Raw genomic sequence first — 20445 nt, 5'->3', positions numbered from 1 at the left:
GGTGTGTCAAATCGATGAAAAAACAACTGAACTTTCAGGAAAAACTGCTGAAGCTGACGAAGCAGGAGAAAAAGAAAACAAACAAGCACGTCTTTATCGTATTGCCCGTTATTTTCTGTTTAATGTTTGTCTTTACTTGGGTCGGAAGCGCCAAAACTCCTTCGCAAATGGACAAAAAAGAAGATGCCAAGCTTACAGCTACTTTTGTGGGCGATATCATGATGGGAAGAAACGTAGAAAAAGTGACAAACTTGCACGGTTCGGAAAGTGTCTTCAAAAATGTGAAGCCATACTTTAATGTGTCAGATTTTATCACAGGAAACTTTGAAAACCCTGTAACCAATGCAAAGGACTATCAAGAGGCAGAAAAGAACATCCATCTGCAAACGAATCAAGAATCAGTCGAAACATTGAAAAAGCTGAACTTCAGCGTACTGAACTTTGCCAACAACCATGCGATGGACTACGGGGAAGACGGTTTGAAGGATACACTGAATAAATTCTCAAATGAGGACTTGGAGCTTGTCGGAGCAGGGAATAATCTCAAAGACGCGAAACAGCACGTATCCTATCAGGATGTGAACGGTGTTAAAATCGCAACGCTCGGTTTTACAGACGTCTACACGAAGAACTTTACAGCCAAAAAGAACAGAGGCGGAGTGCTGCCGCTCAGCCCGAAAATCTTTATTCCAATGATCGCGGAAGCATCCAAAAAGGCGGATCTTGTCCTTGTTCATGTGCACTGGGGACAAGAATATGACAATGAACCGAACGACAGACAGAAGGATCTGGCCAAAGCGATTGCGGATGCCGGAGCAGATGTCATCATCGGCGCTCACCCCCATGTTCTCGAACCGATTGAAGTGTATAACGGTACTGTGATTTTCTACAGCCTCGGTAACTTTGTGTTTGATCAGGGCTGGTCAAGAACACGGGACAGCGCGCTTGTACAATACCATTTAATGAATGACGGCAAAGGGCGCTTTGAGGTAACACCTCTCAACATTCGTGAAGCAACGCCGACGTCTTTAGGCAAAAGCGATTTCTTAAAACGAAAAGCGATCTTCCGTCAATTGACAAAAGGAACAAACCTTGACTGGAAAGAAGAGAACGGAAAATTGACGTTTGAAGTCGATCATGCGGACAAACTGAAGAATAACAAAAACGGAGTGGTGAACAAATGAAATTTGCCAGAGCCATTTGGCCGTTCGTAGGTTTAGTGTTGATCATTGCATTCATGTCTGCTTTCAAGTATTCTGATGAATTGTCAAACGATGAAAAAGCTAAAATCTCAACGGAAATCCAAAAAGTGAATCAGCAGGATCAAACAACAGAAAACCAACAATAACAGTGCAGAAAAGAGAGTGCCGCCGGCACTCTCTTTTTGCGTGTGCTGATTCCGGTTATAAAAGACCTGTGAAAAGCGGCTGGGAAACACGACAATTTTCTTAATCGGTCAGTGTATAAAGTTTTATAGAAAATCAGGAGTATATATACATGGTTTTGGGGTTCGTGTTTATTGTATTCTTTTGAAGGGAATAAAAACTGACAAATTTCGACTAAGCTTCAAACATGCATCACCTGACCAATTCGGAATGGGAACTGCAACTCATGTTCATGACCTCTTTAGAATATTTCCCTTCATCCATTTAATCCGCGCTTAGGTGAAAAAGCTGATCATGCTGTGCTGCGCGTTTCTTCTCGTATGATGCTGCTGTACACGCAAAAAAAGTCCTTCAAATATCTCAATTGAATGACGATGAAAGAGGAAAGAAGAGGAGGAACAGAACAATTGATAAAAAAAGCGGCAAACAAAAAGTTGGTTTTGTTTTGTGGAATTGCGGTGTTTTTGATGTCTTTATTTTTAACGAATCACAATGACGTATACGCCGATACGATCGGCGAGAAAATAGCAGAAACCGCCAGACATCTTGAGGGTGCGAAATACAGCTACGGCGGAGAGAAGCCGAAAACGGGGTTTGACTCGTCAGGCTTTGTACAATATGTGTTTCAATCGCTCGATATTACGCTCCCGAGAACGGTAAAGGAGCAATCGACCCTTGGAAGCAGCGTCAGCCGTCAGCAGCTCGAAAAGGGGGATCTTGTCTTTTTCAAGAATGCCGAGCTGGAATCGGACGGACCGACTCATGTCGCCATCTACATGGGAAATGATCAAATCATCCACAGCACAAAATCAAACGGAGTTGTCGTGACAAAGCTCGAAGGCAGTTCTTACTGGAGCTCGGGGTATCTTAAAGCGAAAAGGATCACAAAAGAGCCTAAGATTTCTATGGACCCGGTCGTTCAAAAAGCGAAGAGCTATGTCGGTGTTCCATATGTATTTGGAGGAAACTCTCCGGATCTCGGGTTTGACTGTTCAGGACTGACCCAATACGTTTTCAGAGAGGTGCTCGGTGTTTATTTGCCAAGATCGGCGGAACAGCAATGGGCGGTCGGTCAAAAGGTGAAGCTTGAAGATATCCGGCCGGGTGATGTTTTGTTTTTCAGCAATACGTACAAACCGGGAATATCCCATAACGCCATCTATGCCGGGGGCGGCCGGTTTATCCATGCGAGCCGTTCAAATAAAGTGACGATCTCTTACTTGTCGGCTTCCTACTGGCAGAAGAAGTTCACAGGAGTCAGACGTTTTGACAACATGTCCCTGCCGAAAAATCCGATTGTATCTGAAGCGATCAGGCATATCGGCGAAGTCGGTTATCAAAAAGGCGGCACATCGCCTAAAGAAGGCTTTGATACGGCGGGTTTTATCCAATATGTCTATAAAACGGCGGCAGGAGTGGAACTTCCGCGGTACGCTGATAAACAATACAGTACAGGTAAGAAAATCACAAAAAAGGAGCTGGAGCCTGGAGACATCGTGTTCTTTAAAGGAACCACTGTTCTGAATCCCGCCATCTATATCGGAAATGGCCAGGTCGTTCTTGTCACTTTGTCTGCCGGTGTGACAACAGCAGATATGGAGACGAGCGCCTATTGGAAAGAGAAATACGCCGGAAGCGTCAGAATTAAGTAGCAGAAAACCGCTCGAGTCATCTTCGAGCGGTTTTCTAATTATTGATATTCATTTTCCAGCAGTTTATTAATGAAATAAGCGACGCCGTTTTCGTCATTGCTTTTCGTGATAAACGTGCTGATATGCTTCAGCTCATCGATTGCATTGCCCATCGCGATCCGATGGCCGGCTTCCTCAAACATTGACAGGTCGTTCGGGCTGTCGCCGATCGCGTAGATGTCTTTTTTCTCGATTCCATAGTGACGGGCCAGCTCTTTTAAAGCGCGGCCTTTGCCGGATTCATCAGGCAGAATCTCGATGATATGTCTTCCGGAAGATGTGAGTCCCAATTTTGGAAAGGCTGAAAGGTCTTCTTTTGCTTTTTTCAGTTTTTCCATATCAAATGAGAAGCACAACAGCTTATAAATATGTTCGTCTCCGTTAAAAACCTCGCGAATGTCGGGGACGGGTTTGATGCCGAATTGTTTAAACTGAGTCAGTGCGCCCTGCCAAAGCGTATCCCTGTCTTCATCAGGGTTGGCGCTTGTGACGATATCGAGCTCTGCTTCAAGCTTCTGCTCTCCGTCATAAGGAGAAAGCAGCGCATCGTCCGTATAAACCTCAAAATAGATTTGATGATCTGTTAAGTATTGGGCGGCCTTTTTTCCGGCTTCCTTGTCCATTAACGTTCTGCTTAGGAGTTTATAGTTGAAATCGTGAACTGTTCCCCCGTTTGCGGCGATAATCGGAATATCCAAATCGTTCAGAAGCGCTTTGACGTCAAAGGTGGCCCGTCCCGTGCAAATGGTTACGATGCAGTCTGAGATGAGCGCCTTTTTGATAGCGGCCCGGTTTTCTGCGGATATTTGGCTTTCGGTATTTAAAAGAGTCCCGTCTAAATCGATCGCAATTAACCTCATTATGTAAAGATAACCTCCTGTAAGAGCAGTTTGCCGTTTTTCGGGAGGCGAAAAACAGCTCTCTTCGGCAGTATTCCCTAAAAGGACATGTTATGTAAAAGGCTAAACCTAAATTTAGATTTTTTCAATAGTAAATCTTGAGTTTCATTAAAGAGAAAAAGGATGAATCATCTTCATCCTTTTTCTAATTATACATCCAGCTGCTGTTTTAATTCCTGCTTGATTTCGTTGAGATTTTCCTGGTCAAGCTGGAAATAGTAGACTTTGCCCGGTTGATAATCGCTCCCTTTCAATTGAAGGGTATCGATCGTTTGAATGGACGTCATAAACGGGATCAGCCCGATTGCATCATTCAGCGACAAGTTCATTGATACGTTCTTTCCGACTGTATCAAGGATATCGTCGTAAGCCGGAATGGCAGTAAGCGATTTGGATTTGTTGATAATCGATTTGATGACTTCCATCTGGCGATCGCCGCGCTTCAAATCCGTATCGGCTTTTCTCGTTCTTACATAAGCAAGGGCCTCTTCTCCGTTTAGCGTTTGCTCACCTGTTTGGAGATTGACTTTGCCTTTCGTATCCTTTTTAATCTGCCGGACAATATAGTCCTCTTTGATTGTGATCGGTACACCGCCGAGCTCGTCAACTACTTCTTTGAAAGCTGAAAAATTGGCTTCCATGACGTAATCAACCGGAATGTCGAGCAGGTTTTCGACGGTTTCTGTACTGAGGTCGCGCCCGCCTAATGAGTGGGCATGCGTGATTTTATCAAAGCCGCGTCCAGGGATGTTAACATAGGAATCCCGCGGGATGCTTAATAGTTTCACTGATTTATTTTTTCTGTTGAACGTGGCGAGAACCATCGCATCGCTTCGTTCTTTGTCCATGCTTTGTCCGGGACGGGCGTCAATCCCCATCAACAGGATGGAGAAGTTATCTTTTTTAGGATTGAACTCTTTAATCCGCTTGACGGACTGTTCTCCTCTGGAAAGGGTGACTTGCGCATCTTTGGAGGCGTTCGCCACTTTGTAGTACGCATAGCCGCCTGCGGCTGCTGTCGCCGTCAGGATTAAAGCAATGAAAAACAATGAGTATTTCACCCATTTTCTTAGTCTCTTTTTCTTCGTTCGTTGCGATCGTAGCATGTATAAGCTCCTCTTTTATTTATATTAAAACGTAAAATTGTTGAATAAGTCTAAATTTTGATAAAAAAATGGTTTCCCAATCTTGGATTTTACAAGATATTTGCTGTTTTGCATATGGGGATTCTCTGGAAATTCCGCGGGATCTGATCATTTTGCCGCCTTAAATAAGACGATGAAACAGATAAAATGTTTCATATTTTTAAATTCCTTTTAATGGTACTCCGAGTTTCTTAGGTTTGAAGAAAGCAAGACAAGGTTAAAGATTATAAAAGACAAGCCTTGTTAGGAGGATATACTGATGAAGGGAAAAAGATCGAATGCCTGGCTTTATTTTTTTGGAGCCTTGGGCGGTGTGCTCTACGGTTATGATACGGGCGTCATTTCCGGGGCGATTTTATTTATGAAAGATGAGCTTGGGCTCAATGCCTTTACAGAAGGGCTGGTTGTCAGCGCAATTTTAATCGGGGCGATTTTCGGATCGGGTTTGTCCGGCAGGCTGACAGACCGCTTCGGGAGAAGAAGGGCGATTATGTCAGCGGCTGTGCTGTATTGCATTGGGGGGATCGGAACGGCCCTGGCGCCAAGCACGGAATATATGGTGGTTTTCAGGATCGTGCTCGGCCTTGCGGTTGGCTGTTCAACGACCATTGTTCCTTTGTACCTTTCAGAGCTTGCGCCGAAGGAATCTAGGGGCGCGCTTTCTTCATTAAATCAGCTGATGATTACGATCGGGATTCTGGTCTCTTATTTGATCAATTATGCATTTAGTGATGCAGGTGCATGGCGCTGGATGCTGGGCTTGGCTCTTATTCCGTCAATCGGCCTTTTAATCGGTATCTTTTTCATGCCGGAAAGCCCACGCTGGCTCTTAACAAAAGGAAAAGAAGAGAAAGCGCGACGGGTTTTGTCCAAGATGAGGGGAGGAAAGCAGGTCGATCAGGAAATCAAAGAAATTAAGGAAGCGGAAAAGCAGGAGCAGGGGGGCTTGAAAGAGCTGCTGGAACCGTGGGTGCGCCCGGCGTTAATCGCAGGGGTCGGACTGGCGTTTCTCCAGCAATTTATCGGAACCAACACGATTATTTACTATGCCCCAAAAACGTTTACGAATGTCGGATTTGAAGATTCGGCGGCCATTTTGGGGACAGTCGGCATCGGTATGATCAATGTTCTGATGACGCTTGTGGCGATCCGCTTTATTGACAGGATTGGCCGGAAGCCGCTTTTATTATTTGGAAATGCCGGCATGGTCATCAGTTTAATCGTGCTTTCTTTCACCAATATCTTTTTTGGCAATACGACTGGTGCGGCATGGACGACTGTCATCTGTTTAGGTGTATTCATTGTCGTATTTGCCGTCAGCTGGGGACCGATCGTCTGGGTGGTGCTGCCTGAGCTGTTCCCCCTTCATGTCAGAGGGGTGGGAACCGGAGTATCGACTTTAATGCTTCATGCAGGGAACTTAATTGTGACATTAAGTTTTCCGGTCCTCATGGAAGCGATGGGCATCAGTTACCTGTTCCTGTGCTATGCGGCCATCGGAATCGCGGCCTTCCTGTTCGTTTTCTTTAAAGTAACAGAAACAAAAGGCAAAAGCCTTGAAGAAATCGAGCAGGATTTACGGGACAGGCACGGCGGAATCACGGGAACTGACACGCAGCCGGTTGAACGATAGGCAAAAGGATGGGCATGGCCCCATCCTTTTTTGTGTGAGGAGGCCAGCCAAGCCAATCATGGCTGATCTCTGTTTTCTCCGTCTTCTGGCTGCGAATCGTCATGGCGCGGCAGATTACCCGTTCTGATCGCCCGAAACACGAGAAAGAAAATAACGAAAACAACCAGCCCTCCGACTAGTATTTGCAGCAGCATCCCAACACCTCCGTTTTCTTCTATGTATGAATCATGACCGCTCTGCATGACGGTTAATGAAACGTTTGTTTAAAAAACTGAATAAGAACCCGGGTTTATCTCACACTAAAGTCAACTGAACGATAATGGGAGTGTGACGATTTGAAAGCTGTAACGTTTCAAGGGCCTCAGCATGTTAAAGTCAGCCAGGTGGAGGACGCCAAAATAGAAAGAAGCGATGATATCGTTGTCAGAATTACTTCTACGGCGATTTGCGGATCAGACCTCCATCTTTATCAAGGGAATTTTCCTCTTCCGAAAGGCTTCCAGCTCGGCCATGAACCGATGGGAATTGTAGAAGAAACAGGACCTGATGTAACAAAAGTGAAAAAAGGGGACCGGGTCGTCATCCCGTTTACCGTTGCATGCGGACATTGCTTTTATTGCGAAAACAAGCTGGAAAGCCAGTGTGATAATGCCAATCCCCATTATGATTCAGGCGGATATTTCGGCTACTCGGAAAAGTTCGGAAACCACCCTGGCGGACAGGCCGAATATTTAAAAGTGCCGTTTGGCAACTTCACGCCGTTTGTCATCCCTGAATCATGCGAGATGGAGGACGAGTCGCTCCTGTTTTTATCAGATGTCCTGCCAACCGCGTATTGGAGCGTGCTTCACGCTGGCGTTAAAAAGGGAGACACCGTCATTGTTCTCGGCTGCGGACCGGTCGGATTAATGGCGCAGAAGTTTGCCTGGATGGAAGGGGCGAAGCGGGTCATTGCAGTAGACTACTTGGACTACCGCCTAAGGCAGGCTGAAGCGTTAAACCGCGTCGAAGTATTTGACTTTACAAAATATCCTGACATGGGCGAGCATTTAAAGGAGATTACAAAAGGCGGGGCGGATGTCGTGATCGACTGCGTGGGGATGGACGGCAAAAAATCTCCGCTTGAGTACCTGGAGCAAAAACTGAAGCTTCAGGGCGGCACGCTCGGACCGATTCAAATTTCTACAAAGGCGGTCAGAAAGTGTGGGACCGTACAGATTACGGGGGTATATGGAAGCAATTATAATATGTTTCCGCTCGGCGCGTTCTTTTCCAGAAATGTTACACTGAAAATGGGGCAGGCCCCGGTTATCCATTTGATGCCTGAGATTTACAAGAAGATCGAAGAGAATCAATTTGATCCGAAGGAAATCATTACGCATCAGCTTCCGCTTGAAGAAGCCGGCCGCGCTTACCAATTGTTCAACGGCCATGAAGATGATTGCATTAAAGTGATTTTGAAGCCATAGCGATGATAAAGGCTGCCGAGCTACCGGCAGCCTTTGCGTGCATTATCTTGCCAGCCATCCGCCATCGACCGCCAGCACATGTCCATTCACATAATCGGATGCCGGCGCCGAAAGGAATACGGCGGCTCCGGCAATGTCATCCGGCTGACCCCAGCGCTCGGCCGGAATCCGTTTTAAGATTTCGGCATTGCGGTTTTGGTCCTCGCGGATCTGCTTTGTATTGTTCGTTGCGATATAGCCCGGCGCAATTGCATTGACCTGGACATTGTGCGCCGCCCATTCATTGGCAAAAGACTTCGTCAATCCGGCTACTGCATGCTTGCTTGCCGTATATGCAGGGACGAGAATGCCTCCTTGAAATGAGAGAAGCGAGGCAATATTGATGATTTTCCCCTGCTTTCGCTCAATCATCTGCCGGCCGACAGCCTGCGTCAGCAAAAATAAGCTGTTCAAATTGACATTGATCACCGCTTCCCAGTTCTCCCGGGAAAAATCAGCCGCTTTTTCTCTGCGGATCGTCCCGGCATTATTGACGAGAATATCAATCTGATGACGGTCAAGCACCTCTTTTGCAAAAATTTCAACCTCGTCAAGGCTGCCCATATCAAGCTGATAAGACGTAAACGTTCTACCGGTTTCTTCGATCAGCCGCTTTGTTTCATCAAGCCCGCTCGTATGTGAAGTGCCGATGATATCCGCTCCCGCTTTTGCCAGCGCTTCGGCAATTCCTTTGCCGATTCCAGTTCCCGGGCCTGTGACAAGCGCGGTTTTGCCTTCAAGTGAAAAATACGATTCAAGATATCCCATCTCACGTTCACGCCCTTACCGTATGACATTCATCGGGACAGCATCCATGTCCTTAAATGTGTAGTTTTCTCCGGCCATCGCCCATATAAAGCAGTAGTTGGATGTGCCGGAGCCCGAGTGGACAGACCACGCGGGTGAAATGACTGCCTGTTCGTTGCCGACGACGAGGTGCCTTGTCTCCGTCGGTTCGCCCATGAAATGAAACACCTTTGCATCTTCAGCAAGGTCAAGATACAGATAAGCTTCCATCCGCCGGTCATGAACATGCGCCGGCATCGTGTTCCATGTGTTATTGGGTTCAAGAAATGTAATGCCCATCATCAGCTGGCAGCTTTGAATGCCGTCTGCATGAATCACTTTGTATAGATTGCGGACATTTGAAGAGGCTTCTTCTCCTAAATGATCGTATGGAAGCTCTGAAAGCGAAGCTTTTTGCACCGGATACTTTTGGTGTGCGGTCGCTGAGATGAAATAAAATTTGGCTCCGCCTTCATTCAAGCTTGAGAAAGAAACGTCTTTATTTCCCAGGCCGATATACAGAAAATCTTTGTGCTCCAGTACGTATTCTTCATCACCGACTTTGACCGCACCGGGTTTTCCGACATTTACAATTCCGATTTCGCGCCGTTCCAGAAAATAGTCCGTTTTTAAAAAATCGCCGGCATCGAGCGCAATGGATTCCTTCACTGGAACGGCCCCGCCGATCACGACTCTGTCTTCATGCGAATAAACCATGTTCAGTTTGTTTTCAACAAACAATGACTCTATTAAAAAATGCTCGCGAAGCTCTGCGGTTGTGAATCGTTTCGCTTGTTCAGGATGAACAGAATAACGATTTTCCATACCTTCTCCTCCTTGAATTGGACGTTTTTAGACTGACTTGAATGAAGGGGCCAAAGTTTTTGGTAACGGTTTCAAACATGAATTGTAAAGTAAATAATGGAAATCGTCAACAGTCTTTTCACTTTTTTCTGAATATTGTCAAGGTCAATCTTGAAATATTAAAAAAGACTCTTCCAAATTTTAAATGATGTGATATGCTGATGGTATAAAGTTTTTGAAATCGGTTTCAAATCATAAGGTCATAGGAGTACTTGAATGAGGGATAAGCAAACAGCGAAAGTAACCATCAACGAAGTAGCCGCACATGCAGGTGTATCAAAATCAACGGTTTCCCGTTATATCAACGGGAAGATTGATGCCATCTCACCGAAAAAGGTGAAAAGCATCAAAAAAGCGATCGAGGAGCTTAATTACCGCCCCAGTCAGATGGCACAGGGGCTGAAGGTGAAAAAAAGCAAGGTTATCGGATTTTTGGTCGCCGATATTACAAACCCGTTTTCAGTCGCCACCTTGAGAGGGGTGGAAGAGGTTTGCGATCAGTACGGGTACAGCATCATGGTCTGCAACACGGACAACAGTCCTGAAAAAGAACGGGAGATGCTGCACAAGCTGAACGCGCATTATATTGAAGGGCTGATTATTAATACGACGGGAAGAAATAACGATGTGCTCATGGATTTAATCAGCCAGGATGTGTCGATTGTGCTCGTTGACCGGAAAGTGCCCGGGCTCAAAATCGATGCAGTTACAACGAACAACCGCGAAGTGACAAGTCAAATCGTCAATCTCATGTATGACAAAGGCTATGCCCAGGTCGGTCTGTTTACCGAGCCGATTAAAGGGATCAGTCCAAGGGAGGAAAGGGTTTCCGCCTATACAGAAATCGCGCTTAAACGCAATGCCGGCGGCAATCCCCTTGTATATGAGGCAGATGTCAAAGACAAAGAATCTCTTTTACATTCCGTCAAAAGCTTTTTAGAAATGAAAGAAGGGAAAAAAGCCATTCTTGGAAACAACGGGCTTCTGATGCTGAAAATCATCAGCTGCCTTTATGAGCTTGGCATTTCGATTCCGGAAGACGTCGGAATTGCCGGATTTGATGATACGGAATGGTATAAATTGATCGGTCCGGGCATTACCACCATCGCCCAGCCGTCGCATGAAATGGGCAGAGCCGCCATGGAGCGGATCATCAAACGGATTGAAGGAGATGAAAGTGCACCGCAGACGATTCAGCTTGAGGCAGAGCTTGTTCTCAGACAGTCGCTGTAGAACTCGTCAAATGGAGACACTCATACACCCGACAATTTAGGGGAGAGTGTTTTTCTGCAACTTTTTTTGAAACCGGTACCATTTCGAAAGGAGAGTGAAATCATGTCGCTTGATGTGATGACATTCGGAGAATCGATGGCTATGTTTTACGCAAATGAAACAGGCGGACTGCATGAGGCTTCTTCGTTTTCCAAGGCTCTTGCCGGAGCGGAAACAAACGTTGCCGTCGGACTGTCGCGCCTGGGCTTTCGAGTCGGCTGGATGAGCAAGGTCGGCACCGATTCGCTTGGAACTTTTATTTTAAATGAATTGAAAAAAGAAGGCGTCGACATCTCTGAAGTCAAACGCAGTGCAGACCAGCAGACAGGCATCCTGCTCAAGTCAAAGGTTGAAAGCGGGGACCCTGATGTCACGTATTACCGCAGAGGATCAGCCGCAAGCACGATGAGCATTGATGACTACCCGGCAGAGTATTTCAAAGAAGCCAAACATATGCATGTGACAGGCATACCTCCTGCCCTTTCAAGGGAAATGCGGGGCTTCGCCCGCCACGCCGTTCACCAGATGAAAAAAGATGGAAAGACGATTTCGTTTGACCCGAATCTCCGCTTCCAGCTTTGGCCGGACCAGCAGACAATGGTTCACACGATTCATGAGATCGCCGCGCAAGCAGACTGGTTTCTGCCTGGGATCAATGAAGGAAAACTCCTGACAGGCTGCAATTCTCCCGAGGATATCGCTAAATATTATGTGATGCAGGGGGTCAAGGTCATTGTCATCAAGCTTGGAAAAGAGGGGGCTTATTACCGGACACCGGACAAAGAGGGTTATGTGCCGGGTTATCAGGTGGAAAAGGTTGTTGATACCGTTGGCGCTGGTGACGGTTTTGCCGTCGGCATGATCAGCGGTCTATTAGACGGATTGCCGCTTGAAGAAGCAGTTCAGAGGGCAAATGCGATCGGAGCTCTGGCCGTCATGGCTCCGGGTGATATGGACGGCCTGCCGTCAAGGGATCAATTGAAAGCTTTTATGGCCGCAGAGGCAAACAACCAAAAAACAGGAGGTTGACCGTAATGGAAATGTCTATGATCGGAAAAGTGCAGGAGCAGCTGGCCGAGGCCGGGCTGATCGCGGTCGTCCGCGCAGGCGATAAGGAAGCTGCTGAGGAAAGCATTCACAGATTGATCGACAAAGGAATTACTGCGATTGAAATCACATATACGACGCCGGGAGCGTCTGAGCTGATTGAAAAATTTGCAGGAAAAGACGGCCTCCTTGTCGGAGCCGGAACGGTGGTTGAAAGCGAACAGGCGAGGGAAGCCGCGGCAGCGGGGGCAAAATTCATCGTCAGTCCGGGTTTTTCGGAAAAATTGGCTGAGGAAGCCGCCTCATTGCATACATTTTTTATTCCCGGCGTATTAACACCGAGCGAAATTATGGAAGCGGTCTCAAAGGGCTTTCGGGTTCTTAAGCTGTTTCCAGGGGGGACTTCCGGGATTCCTTACATGAAAAACCTCGCGGGCCCCTTTCCGAAGGTTCGTTTCATACCAACCGGGGGGATCCATCCGGGCGATGTGGAGAAATGGCTCGATGCCGGAGCATTGGCAGTTGGAGTGGGAAGCCAGCTGAACAAAGTGTCAGAAGCGGATATCCAGCGTATCTTTCAGCGTCGGATTCGGCAGAATTAAAGCGTGCGCAGCGTGAAAAGACTTCAGATTTTGCAAGATCGACAGCTTTGCTTTTTCATTAATTTCTAGAATGGGAGAAAAAATGATGAAAATTAAAGCAACGATTGAACGTGTGCCGGGCGGCATGATGATCATTCCGCTCTTTCTGGGCGCAACGCTGAATACGTTTGCTCCGGGAACCGCGGAGTTTTTCGGCGGATTTACAGGCGCCCTGATTACCGGAACGCTGCCGATTTTAGGAGTATTTATCTTTTGCGTTGGTGCAACAATAGATTTTCGTTCTTCAGGATATATTGCGAGGAAGGGACTGACACTTCTGATCGGCAAAGTCGGCATTGCCGCATTATTGGGTTTGATCGCAGCGCAGTTCATTCCAGATGAAGGCATTCAAAGCGGGTTTTTTGCCGGACTGTCAGTGCTTGCTATTGTAGCCGTTATGAATGAAACGAACGGCGGTCTGTATTTGGCGTTAATGAACCATATGGGAAGAAAGGAAGACGCCGGTGCTTTCGCCTTTATCAGCACAGAATCGGGCCCGTTTATGACGATGGTCACTTTCGGTGTGACAGGGCTCGCGGCATTTCCCTGGGAGACGCTGGCTGCAACCGTCATCCCGTTTTTACTCGGCTGCATTCTCGGAAACCTTGACCCTGAATTGCGCGAGTTGTTCGGAAAAGTCGTACCGGCGATCATTCCGTTCTTCGCATTTTCACTGGGAAACACGCTCGATTTTAAAATGTTAATCCAATCCGGCTTTTTAGGTATTGTTGTCGGCGTATCAGTCGTCGTTCTCTCGGGTGCTTCTCTATACCTGCTGGACCGCTTTGTCGCAAGAGGAGACGGCGTTGCGGGCGTCGCGGCATCGTCAACGGCCGGGGCTGCGGTAGCCGTGCCGTATGCGCTTGCCGATGCAAACCCCGTGTTTGCGCCGGTGGCTGATTCAGCGACCGCGATCATCGCGACAAGCGTCATTGTCACCTCGCTTCTGACGCCGCTTGCAACCGTCTGGATCGAAAAACGGACAAAACAAAGAAAACCTCCGAAACAAATGACGATCGATTACAAGTCATTTCGCCGCTGACGCACCGGGACATTTTGTCCGGGGCGTTTTTTTATGACCGTTTTGAAATAACGTCACCAAATTGCTAAATTTAACGGGTATCATTTGTGCTAATATCAATATATAGTGTCTTGTGGAAGTTCGGACACTATATATGCTACTTTTTAGGAGAGATTAGGATGACAACAGGCTTTAAAGAACAGGGATTATTGCAATTGACAGAAACATTTCATGATATCGTCGGGTATGGAGATCACGATATTATGCAGGAAAATGCCAACGTAGACGGCCGCTCTCCGATGGGGCAAATGAGCCGGTTTGCATCCGAGAGTTCCAGACATTATGCGCTCCAGTACTTAATGTCGCCGGAAATCAAGAAAGCAGTCGATGACAACTTGATATATCCGCACGATTTAGACTATATGCCGAGCGGGACAACGACTTGCTGCCAGATCCCTTTGGGCCGGCTGTTAAAAGGCGGATTCCATACAGGCCACGGCTCCCTCAGGGAACCGAAGGACATTATGAGCGCATTGTCACTCGCATCCATCATTTTTCAATCGAATCAAAATATGCAGCACGGCGGCCAGTCATTTCCGATGTTCGATTACGACCTGGCGCCTTACGTCCGCAAAACGTACGAAAAGCATCTGGTGAAAATCAAACAATACCCGACAACTTTGACAGAAGAAGAGATAAGGGAAAGAGCATGGGAAGAAACGGACAACACAACTTACCAAGCGTGCGAAGCCTTTATACATAATGCCAACAGCATGCATTCGCGGGGCGGCGGACAGGTTCCGTTTGTTTCAATTAATTACGGCACGGATACGTCAAGGGAAGGCCGCCTTTTGATCAAAAATATTCTGAAGGCGACAAAAGCAGGTCTCGGCAAGGGGGAGACGCCGATTTTTCCGATTCAGATCTTCAAAATGAAAGAAGGCGTCAACGTCGATCAAACAGACCCTAACTATGACTTGTACCGGCTTGCATTGGAAACGAGCGCTGAAAGGCTGTTTCCGAACTTCAGCTTTATCGATTCGCCCGTGAATAAACCTTTTTATGACGGAACACCGGAAAGCGAAATCGCTTATATGGGATGCAGAACGCGCGTCATGTCCAATATTCATGGGAAAGAAAACAGCATCGGCAGAGGGAATTTGTCATTCACCTCGATCAACATTGTCAAAATAGCGCTGCTCAGCGAAAACGTTGAACAGTTTTTTGCTTTGCTGAACCGCTACATGGAATTAACGATTCAACAGCTGCTTGAACGGTACGCCTTTCAATGCAAAAAAAGAGCAAAAGACTTTAAGTTCCTGTATTCGCAAGGCATCTGGCATGAAAGCGAGAAGCTTGATCCTGAGGACACGCTCGAGGATGTGCTAAAGCACGGAACATTGAGCATCGGATTTATCGGACTGGCTGAAGCTTTGACTGCATTGACAGGAAAACATCACGGAGAAAGCGAAGAGTCGTTTGAACTCGGCAAAAAAATCGTTCAGTCGATGAGAGATAAGGCCGATGAAGCCACAGAAAAACACAAGCTGAACTTTTCTTTGATCGCCACACCGGCAGAAGGACTTTCAGGGAAATTTGTCAAAAAAGATAAATTGGAGTTCGGTTCGATCCACAATGTCACAGACCGGATCTACTATACGAACTCGTTTCACATCCCTGTTCACTATAAGCTGACTGCGGTTGAAAAGATCAGAAAAGAAGCGCCGTTCCATTTGATGTGCAATGGCGGGCATATCAGCTACATTGAGCTGGACGGAGACCCGAAAAAAAACATTAAAGCGATGGACATGATTGTAACCGCCATGCGCCGGTCAGGCATGGGCTACGCCTCGATCAACCATCCTGTCGACCACTGCAAGGCGTGCGGATTTACCGGAATCATCGATAACGAGTGCCCGCAGTGCAAAAATCGAGATGAGGCTTTGATTGAACGGATCAGACGGATTACGGGATATTTAGTCGGAGATATGTCAAAGTGGAATTCGGCGAAAAGACAAGAAGAAAAGGACAGAGTGAAGCACCTATGAAAGTGATGAATATTATCCATGACAGCATCGTAGACGGAGAAGGACTGAGAACAGTCGTGTTTTTAGCGGGCTGCCCGCATATGTGTGAAGGCTGCCATAATAAACAAAGCTGGAATATCAATAACGGATTTGATATGAGTGTAGACGAAGTATTTGAGGAAATTATGAAAAACCCGCTTACAAACGTCACCTATTCAGGAGGAGAGCCGCTTTTGCACGCGGGCGAACTGATCGAACTGTCTGAGAGAATTAAGCAGCAATCCGAAAAAGACATCTGGCTTTACAGCGGCTATACGTACGAACAAATCTTGAAAAATGAAAAGCACAGCGCTTTGCTGGCCTATTGCGATGTCCTGGTAGACGGCCCGTTCGAAATCAAAAAAAGGGACTTGACGCTCCTTTACAGAGGAAGCTCAAACCAGCGCATTATCGAGCTGGTATAATCAGAAACAGAAGCCTCTGGGGCTTCTGTTTTTCCTTTCCGGCATTGACTTCTATCGAGATAACGTCATAATAAATATGAAAAGGTTTATATTTTATCATACATGTCTATCAATAAAAGAAAGCGTTTTATTTACATAAGACAATCGTGAATTAAGGGAGGAGATGGCTTCATGACTCAATCACCGATATTTCTGCAGCCTGAGTTTAAAGAGAGGATCTGGGGGGGAGCGGCTTTGCGCGAGACATTCGGCTATGACATTCCCTCTGATTTGACAGGTGAATGCTGGGCCATTTCCGCCCATCCAAACGGGCCGAACCTCGTTGCTTCGGGTCCTTACAAAGGAAAAACGCTTGCCGAGCTTTGGGACGAGCACCGCGAATTGTTCGGCGGTGCAGAGGGAGACCGTTTCCCGCTGTTAACGAAAATACTTGATGCCAATCAAGACCTTTCCGTTCAAGTCCACCCCGATGACTATTATGCGGGCGAACACGAAAACGGGGAACTCGGTAAGACGGAATGCTGGTATATCATCGATTGCAAAGAAGGTGCCGAGATCGTTTACGGCCATACGGCGAGAACGCGGACAGAGCTGGTCACCATGATCAACAGCGGTGATTGGGACAACCTGTTAAGGCGGATCAAAATCAAGCCGGGCGATTTTTATTATGTGCCAAGCGGCACGATTCACGCTCTTTGCGAAGGAACGGTCGTTTTGGAGACACAGCAGAGCTCTGATACGACGTACAGGGTATATGATTATGACCGGACCGATCAAAATGGAGAAAAGCGCGAGCTTCACCTGACACAGGCGATCAATGTCACAACAGTACCGCACGTTGACAGCTATGTTGACGAATCGACAGAAACTCAAAAAGGGATTACCATTAAGACTTTTGTAGAAGCCGAATACTTCTCCGTATATAAATGGGAGATCGACGGTGCCGCTGAGCTGACCCAGGATGCCCCTTTCCTGTTATGCAGTGTGATTGAAGGAGAAGGAAAGCTCACTCAGGGCGGAGAATTATTTCCGATCAGCAAAGGAGCAAATTTTATCCTGCCGGCGGAAACGAATGACTTTACGATAGAAGGAACATGCGAATTAATCGTGTCTCACATATAAAAAGCTTAACGGTCTTCAAAAGAAGGCCGTTAAGCTTTTTTATTGTGAAAAAATAGTCCGGCTCGCCGATAAAAAGAGAAAGCAAGTTTTTGAAATTAGGAGGCTTATAGTCGAGGGGAGTAGAGAATGTGAAAAACATTAGAAAAACCGTTATTTTTGCTGCAATCATTTTGCTCATACATACGGCAGTCCCGGCAATCCCAGCTTTAGCAGCATATACCGATACTTCCGTCTACAAAATCGAAACAACAAAAGAGTTTAATAGCGAAAGCGAGGCGCTCAAAGCAGCCGAACAACTGAAAAAGGACACGGGATGGAAAGCCGAGGTCAAACCTTCAGGGAAAAACGGCACAACTTACGTTTTGACAACAGGGGGGATAGAAGGGGAGAGCAGAGCAAAAAATCTGCTTTTGCAGTTTGAAAAAGAAACCGGTTTGAAGGCGTCCTATGGTCCGCTTGGACAGAAAGAACCGTTTTCCAAAGCGGTATCAAAGGAATTTGCCGGTGAAGCAAAAGCCAAGGAATGGGCGCTCCAATTTGAAAAAGAAACGGGGCTGAAAGCAACCTATACACTTGCAGGGAACAGGGAAGCATACGTGAAGGTTGCCACCGGAGGAATCGAAGGCGAAGACAACACGAAAGCCATCCTCGATCGTTTTCAAAAAGCGACCGGCCTCAAAGCGTCGTACGCACCATACGGAGCGGGACAAGCGATCGTCAAGCTTTATTCAGGAGAAATCGCAGATGAGAGCAAAGCGAAAAGCCTGCTTGTCCAATTTGAAAAAGAAACCGCTCTTAAAGGAACGATAGAAACAGTAAAGAAACAACAGCTCAGATATAAAATTGTGACAGGTGCGATACAAGGCGAAACAAACGCAAAAAATCTGCTGAAGCAGTTTGAAAAAGAGCTCAAGGTCAAAGGTGCATATGAAGCCACCGGTCAGCCGGCGCAGCTTTACAATGTGAAATCGGGATATTTTAATGACGAAAAGACCGCGAAAAATGCCGCCGGCCAAATTAAAAAGAATACCGGTCTCACCTCAAGCACGGAAAAGGTAAAAGGCACGCGTTTCTGGATCGTCAGCATGAAAAGCGTAGACAGCCAAAACCTTAAAAAAGTCGACGCCTTTTTTAAAAAGAAAACGTGGCGTTATACTGCTGCAAAGGCAGGGAGAAAGCAGACATCTTTCAGAATCGTTTCCGTCCCGGTTTCAGATCAAAAGAAAGCAAACGACGGCATCCGGTTTTTTAAAAACAAAAACATTCAGGCTTCCGCCCAAAGCGCCGGCGGTGCGACCGTCAGCCGCTTCCGGATCGCGTCCGGCGAAACAGCCGTCAAAGCGCGAATCAATAAAGGGCTGGAATTCTTCAAGAAAAACGGTGCAGCGGGAACGTCCGGACCGACGGGAAAAAAAGTGTACAGCCATTATCAGCTGACAACGGAGTCCGTATACGAACAGGACAAAGTGACGAAGGCGCTCAATTTCTTTAAAGAAACAGGCATTCACGCAGAGGCCGTCAAGACCGGCCAGTATTACAGCCGGTACAAACTGAGTTCGGAAGCTCTGATCGGCTCGGAGAAATTACAGCATGCGCTTGAATTTTTCAGCAAGCGGAGTATACCGGGCAAGATTGAACAAACGGGTGAGTACGGCTACAGGCAGTACCGGGTGACGGCAGGTCAGGTCACAAGCAAAGCAGATCTCGACAAGGGACTGAATGTCTTTAAAAAGAACAAAGTCAGCGCAACTTACCAAACAAAGACGGTCAGCCTGTTTCATATCTCAATCAATGAACTATTTACAGGGAAAGACCGTGCGGATGCTGCCGCCAATCGGATTAAAACGAATTACGGCTGGCCGGTGAATGTCATCAAAGTGAAAAACGGCCCGCAAATCACAACGACTGACTACGGAATCACGCTCAGCCAGATGGTCGACAAACAGATGAAAGTCAGCCCGCAAACGGATGCGCCGGCTTATGTTTCATTAAGCTACATCAATACGGCGAACCAAACCGTTACGGCTGATCTGCTGAATATCAGGTCAAGCCCCCTTGTGACAAGCGGGAACATCATTGGACAGCTGCAAAAAGGGGATAAAGTCAATATCATCTCCCAGGAAAACGGCTGGGCAAAAATCAGAATGAATTGGCGTAATGCCAGCAGAGAAGAAGTCGAAAAATATGTCAACCCGCAAAACTTTACACAAGACAGCTCGGCATACTTCCAATTTTTAAAACTCTCGCAAACGGCTGGCTTGAATGCCGCCGAAGTCAATGCGAAAATCCTTTATAATAAAGGGATTTTGACAGGCAAAGGCCAAGCGTTCATCGACGCGGCAAGAGCATACAGCATCAATGAACTGTACCTCATTTCGCACTCGCTCCTTGAGACGGGCAACGGAACTTCCGAGTTGGCAAAAGGAACGATGTTCAACGGCAAAAAGGTTTACAATATGTACGGCGTCGGGGCTTACGACAGCAATCCGCTTTACTACGGTGCAAAATACGCCTATGAACAAGGGTGGTTCACACCTGAGGCAGCCATTATGGGCGGAGCCAAATTCATCGGTGAAAAATACATTCACCACCCGACTTACAAACAGGATACCCTCTATAAAATGAGATGGTCTCCGAACGCCCTTCACCAATATGCGACAGATGTCGGCTGGGCTTATAAGCAGGTGGGGAGAATGTACAGTCTTTATACATTGCTCGATGATTACACAGTGTATTATGATATACCAGTTTATCATTAGGAAGCAGGGACCTGCTTCCTATTTGTTTGGGGGGCATTATGCAACGAAATACCTAATAAAGGAAGGAGAATTGTGTCGAAATTCACGAACTGCTGTTGCAATTGGTGTTTTGTAAATATTATAATCGTAAATAGACTGACAGAATTATATGAATCTGTTTCATTTGGTGATTCGTTTTCAT

General features: G+C 46.7%; 18 protein-coding genes. 13 read left to right on the top strand and 5 right to left on the bottom strand.

Annotated elements, in window-relative coordinates:
- Positions 1 to 14 precede the first annotated feature (14 nt).
- The 3 genes from MHB72_RS19700 to MHB72_RS19690 all read left to right on the top strand — a co-directional run bounded on the left by MHB72_RS19700 (position 15) and on the right by MHB72_RS19690 (position 3037).
- On the top strand, positions 15 to 1184 hold the full coding sequence (locus tag MHB72_RS19700) for a CapA family protein (RefSeq protein ID WP_216919396.1): 1170 nt from the start codon (positions 15 to 17) through the stop codon (positions 1182 to 1184).
- The gene (locus MHB72_RS19695; protein ID WP_096748356.1) at positions 1181 to 1348 is read left to right on the top strand and encodes a hypothetical protein; all 168 of its coding nucleotides are present in this window, start codon (positions 1181 to 1183) and stop codon (positions 1346 to 1348) included. Before MHB72_RS19700 ends, MHB72_RS19695 begins: the two co-directional genes overlap by 4 nt.
- Positions 1349 to 1792: 444 nt before the next feature.
- Entirely contained in the window at positions 1793 to 3037 is a 1245-nt protein-coding gene (locus tag MHB72_RS19690; RefSeq protein WP_075212727.1) for a C40 family peptidase, read from the top strand.
- 38 nt (positions 3038 to 3075) lie between these two features.
- Here the strand turns inward: MHB72_RS19690 and MHB72_RS19685 are convergent, their stop codons facing one another.
- Together MHB72_RS19685 and MHB72_RS19680 are read right to left on the bottom strand one after the other, a co-directional pair.
- The gene (locus tag MHB72_RS19685) at positions 3076 to 3936 is read right to left on the bottom strand and encodes a Cof-type HAD-IIB family hydrolase (protein ID WP_065644241.1); all 861 of its coding nucleotides are present in this window, start codon (positions 3934 to 3936) and stop codon (positions 3076 to 3078) included.
- A 188-nt stretch (positions 3937 to 4124) separates the two neighbouring features.
- Positions 4125 to 5081, bottom strand: a complete 957-nt coding sequence (locus MHB72_RS19680) for an LCP family protein (protein ID WP_020453167.1) — start codon at positions 5079 to 5081, stop codon at positions 4125 to 4127.
- A gap of 298 nt (positions 5082 to 5379) precedes the next feature.
- Between MHB72_RS19680 and MHB72_RS19675 the strand changes: the two genes are divergently transcribed.
- The gene (locus MHB72_RS19675) at positions 5380 to 6753 is read left to right on the top strand and encodes a sugar porter family MFS transporter (protein WP_035337833.1); all 1374 of its coding nucleotides are present in this window, start codon (positions 5380 to 5382) and stop codon (positions 6751 to 6753) included.
- A gap of 56 nt (positions 6754 to 6809) precedes the next feature.
- Here the strand turns inward: MHB72_RS19675 and MHB72_RS19670 are convergent, their stop codons facing one another.
- Positions 6810 to 6947, bottom strand: coding sequence for a hypothetical protein (locus MHB72_RS19670; RefSeq protein ID WP_023857161.1), 138 nt, complete (start codon positions 6945 to 6947; stop codon positions 6810 to 6812).
- Between the two features lie 141 nt (positions 6948 to 7088).
- On the opposite strand from MHB72_RS19670, the gene MHB72_RS19665 reads away from it, so the two are divergent.
- The gene (locus MHB72_RS19665; protein WP_023857162.1) at positions 7089 to 8222 is read left to right on the top strand and encodes a zinc-dependent alcohol dehydrogenase; all 1134 of its coding nucleotides are present in this window, start codon (positions 7089 to 7091) and stop codon (positions 8220 to 8222) included.
- Positions 8223 to 8264: 42 nt separating this feature from the next.
- On the opposite strand, the gene kduD is transcribed toward MHB72_RS19665, so the two are convergent.
- Positions 8265 to 9029, bottom strand: coding sequence for a 2-dehydro-3-deoxy-D-gluconate 5-dehydrogenase KduD (gene kduD, locus MHB72_RS19660; RefSeq protein ID WP_216919398.1), 765 nt, complete (start codon positions 9027 to 9029; stop codon positions 8265 to 8267).
- Between the two features lie 15 nt (positions 9030 to 9044).
- On the bottom strand, positions 9045 to 9872 hold the full coding sequence (gene kduI, locus MHB72_RS19655) for a 5-dehydro-4-deoxy-D-glucuronate isomerase (protein WP_020453163.1): 828 nt from the start codon (positions 9870 to 9872) through the stop codon (positions 9045 to 9047).
- Between the two features lie 255 nt (positions 9873 to 10127).
- On the opposite strand from kduI, the gene MHB72_RS19650 reads away from it, so the two are divergent.
- The 8 genes from MHB72_RS19650 (at position 10128) to MHB72_RS19615 (ending at position 20264) form a co-directional block, all read left to right on the top strand.
- Positions 10128 to 11144: a LacI family DNA-binding transcriptional regulator gene (locus tag MHB72_RS19650; RefSeq protein ID WP_023857164.1), complete on the top strand. Its 1017-nt coding sequence runs from the start codon at positions 10128 to 10130 to the stop codon at positions 11142 to 11144.
- A 102-nt stretch (positions 11145 to 11246) separates the two neighbouring features.
- Positions 11247 to 12212 carry a sugar kinase gene (locus tag MHB72_RS19645; protein ID WP_216919401.1) on the top strand — a complete coding sequence of 322 codons (966 nt, stop codon included), beginning with the start codon at positions 11247 to 11249 and terminating at the stop codon, positions 12210 to 12212.
- Positions 12213 to 12217: 5 nt separating this feature from the next.
- On the top strand, positions 12218 to 12832 hold the full coding sequence (locus MHB72_RS19640; protein WP_020453160.1) for a bifunctional 4-hydroxy-2-oxoglutarate aldolase/2-dehydro-3-deoxy-phosphogluconate aldolase: 615 nt from the start codon (positions 12218 to 12220) through the stop codon (positions 12830 to 12832).
- Between the two features lie 85 nt (positions 12833 to 12917).
- Positions 12918 to 13913: a 2-keto-3-deoxygluconate transporter gene (gene kdgT, locus MHB72_RS19635; RefSeq protein WP_095291504.1), complete on the top strand. Its 996-nt coding sequence runs from the start codon at positions 12918 to 12920 to the stop codon at positions 13911 to 13913.
- A 158-nt stretch (positions 13914 to 14071) separates the two neighbouring features.
- Positions 14072 to 15940, top strand: a complete 1869-nt coding sequence (locus MHB72_RS19630) for an anaerobic ribonucleoside triphosphate reductase (RefSeq protein ID WP_103749400.1) — start codon at positions 14072 to 14074, stop codon at positions 15938 to 15940.
- On the top strand, positions 15937 to 16383 hold the full coding sequence (gene nrdG, locus MHB72_RS19625) for an anaerobic ribonucleoside-triphosphate reductase activating protein (protein ID WP_216919403.1): 447 nt from the start codon (positions 15937 to 15939) through the stop codon (positions 16381 to 16383). The genes MHB72_RS19630 and nrdG overlap by 4 nt, the downstream gene beginning before the upstream one ends.
- Before the next feature lie 171 nt (positions 16384 to 16554).
- Positions 16555 to 17505 (top strand): mannose-6-phosphate isomerase, class I, encoded by a 951-nt coding sequence (gene manA, locus MHB72_RS19620; RefSeq protein WP_023857168.1) that lies wholly within the window; start codon positions 16555 to 16557, stop codon positions 17503 to 17505.
- A 128-nt stretch (positions 17506 to 17633) separates the two neighbouring features.
- Positions 17634 to 20264 carry an N-acetylglucosaminidase gene (locus MHB72_RS19615; RefSeq protein ID WP_216919405.1) on the top strand — a complete coding sequence of 877 codons (2631 nt, stop codon included), beginning with the start codon at positions 17634 to 17636 and terminating at the stop codon, positions 20262 to 20264.
- The last annotated feature ends 181 nt before the right edge of the window (positions 20265 to 20445 follow it).

Source organism: Bacillus sp. FSL K6-1284 (genome assembly GCF_038002625.1).
GTDB classification, from domain to species: Bacteria; Bacillota; Bacilli; order Bacillales; family Bacillaceae; genus Bacillus; species Bacillus paralicheniformis.
The sequence above is the reverse complement of the archived record's forward strand: the minus strand, read 5'-3'. Positions and strand labels throughout refer to the sequence as shown.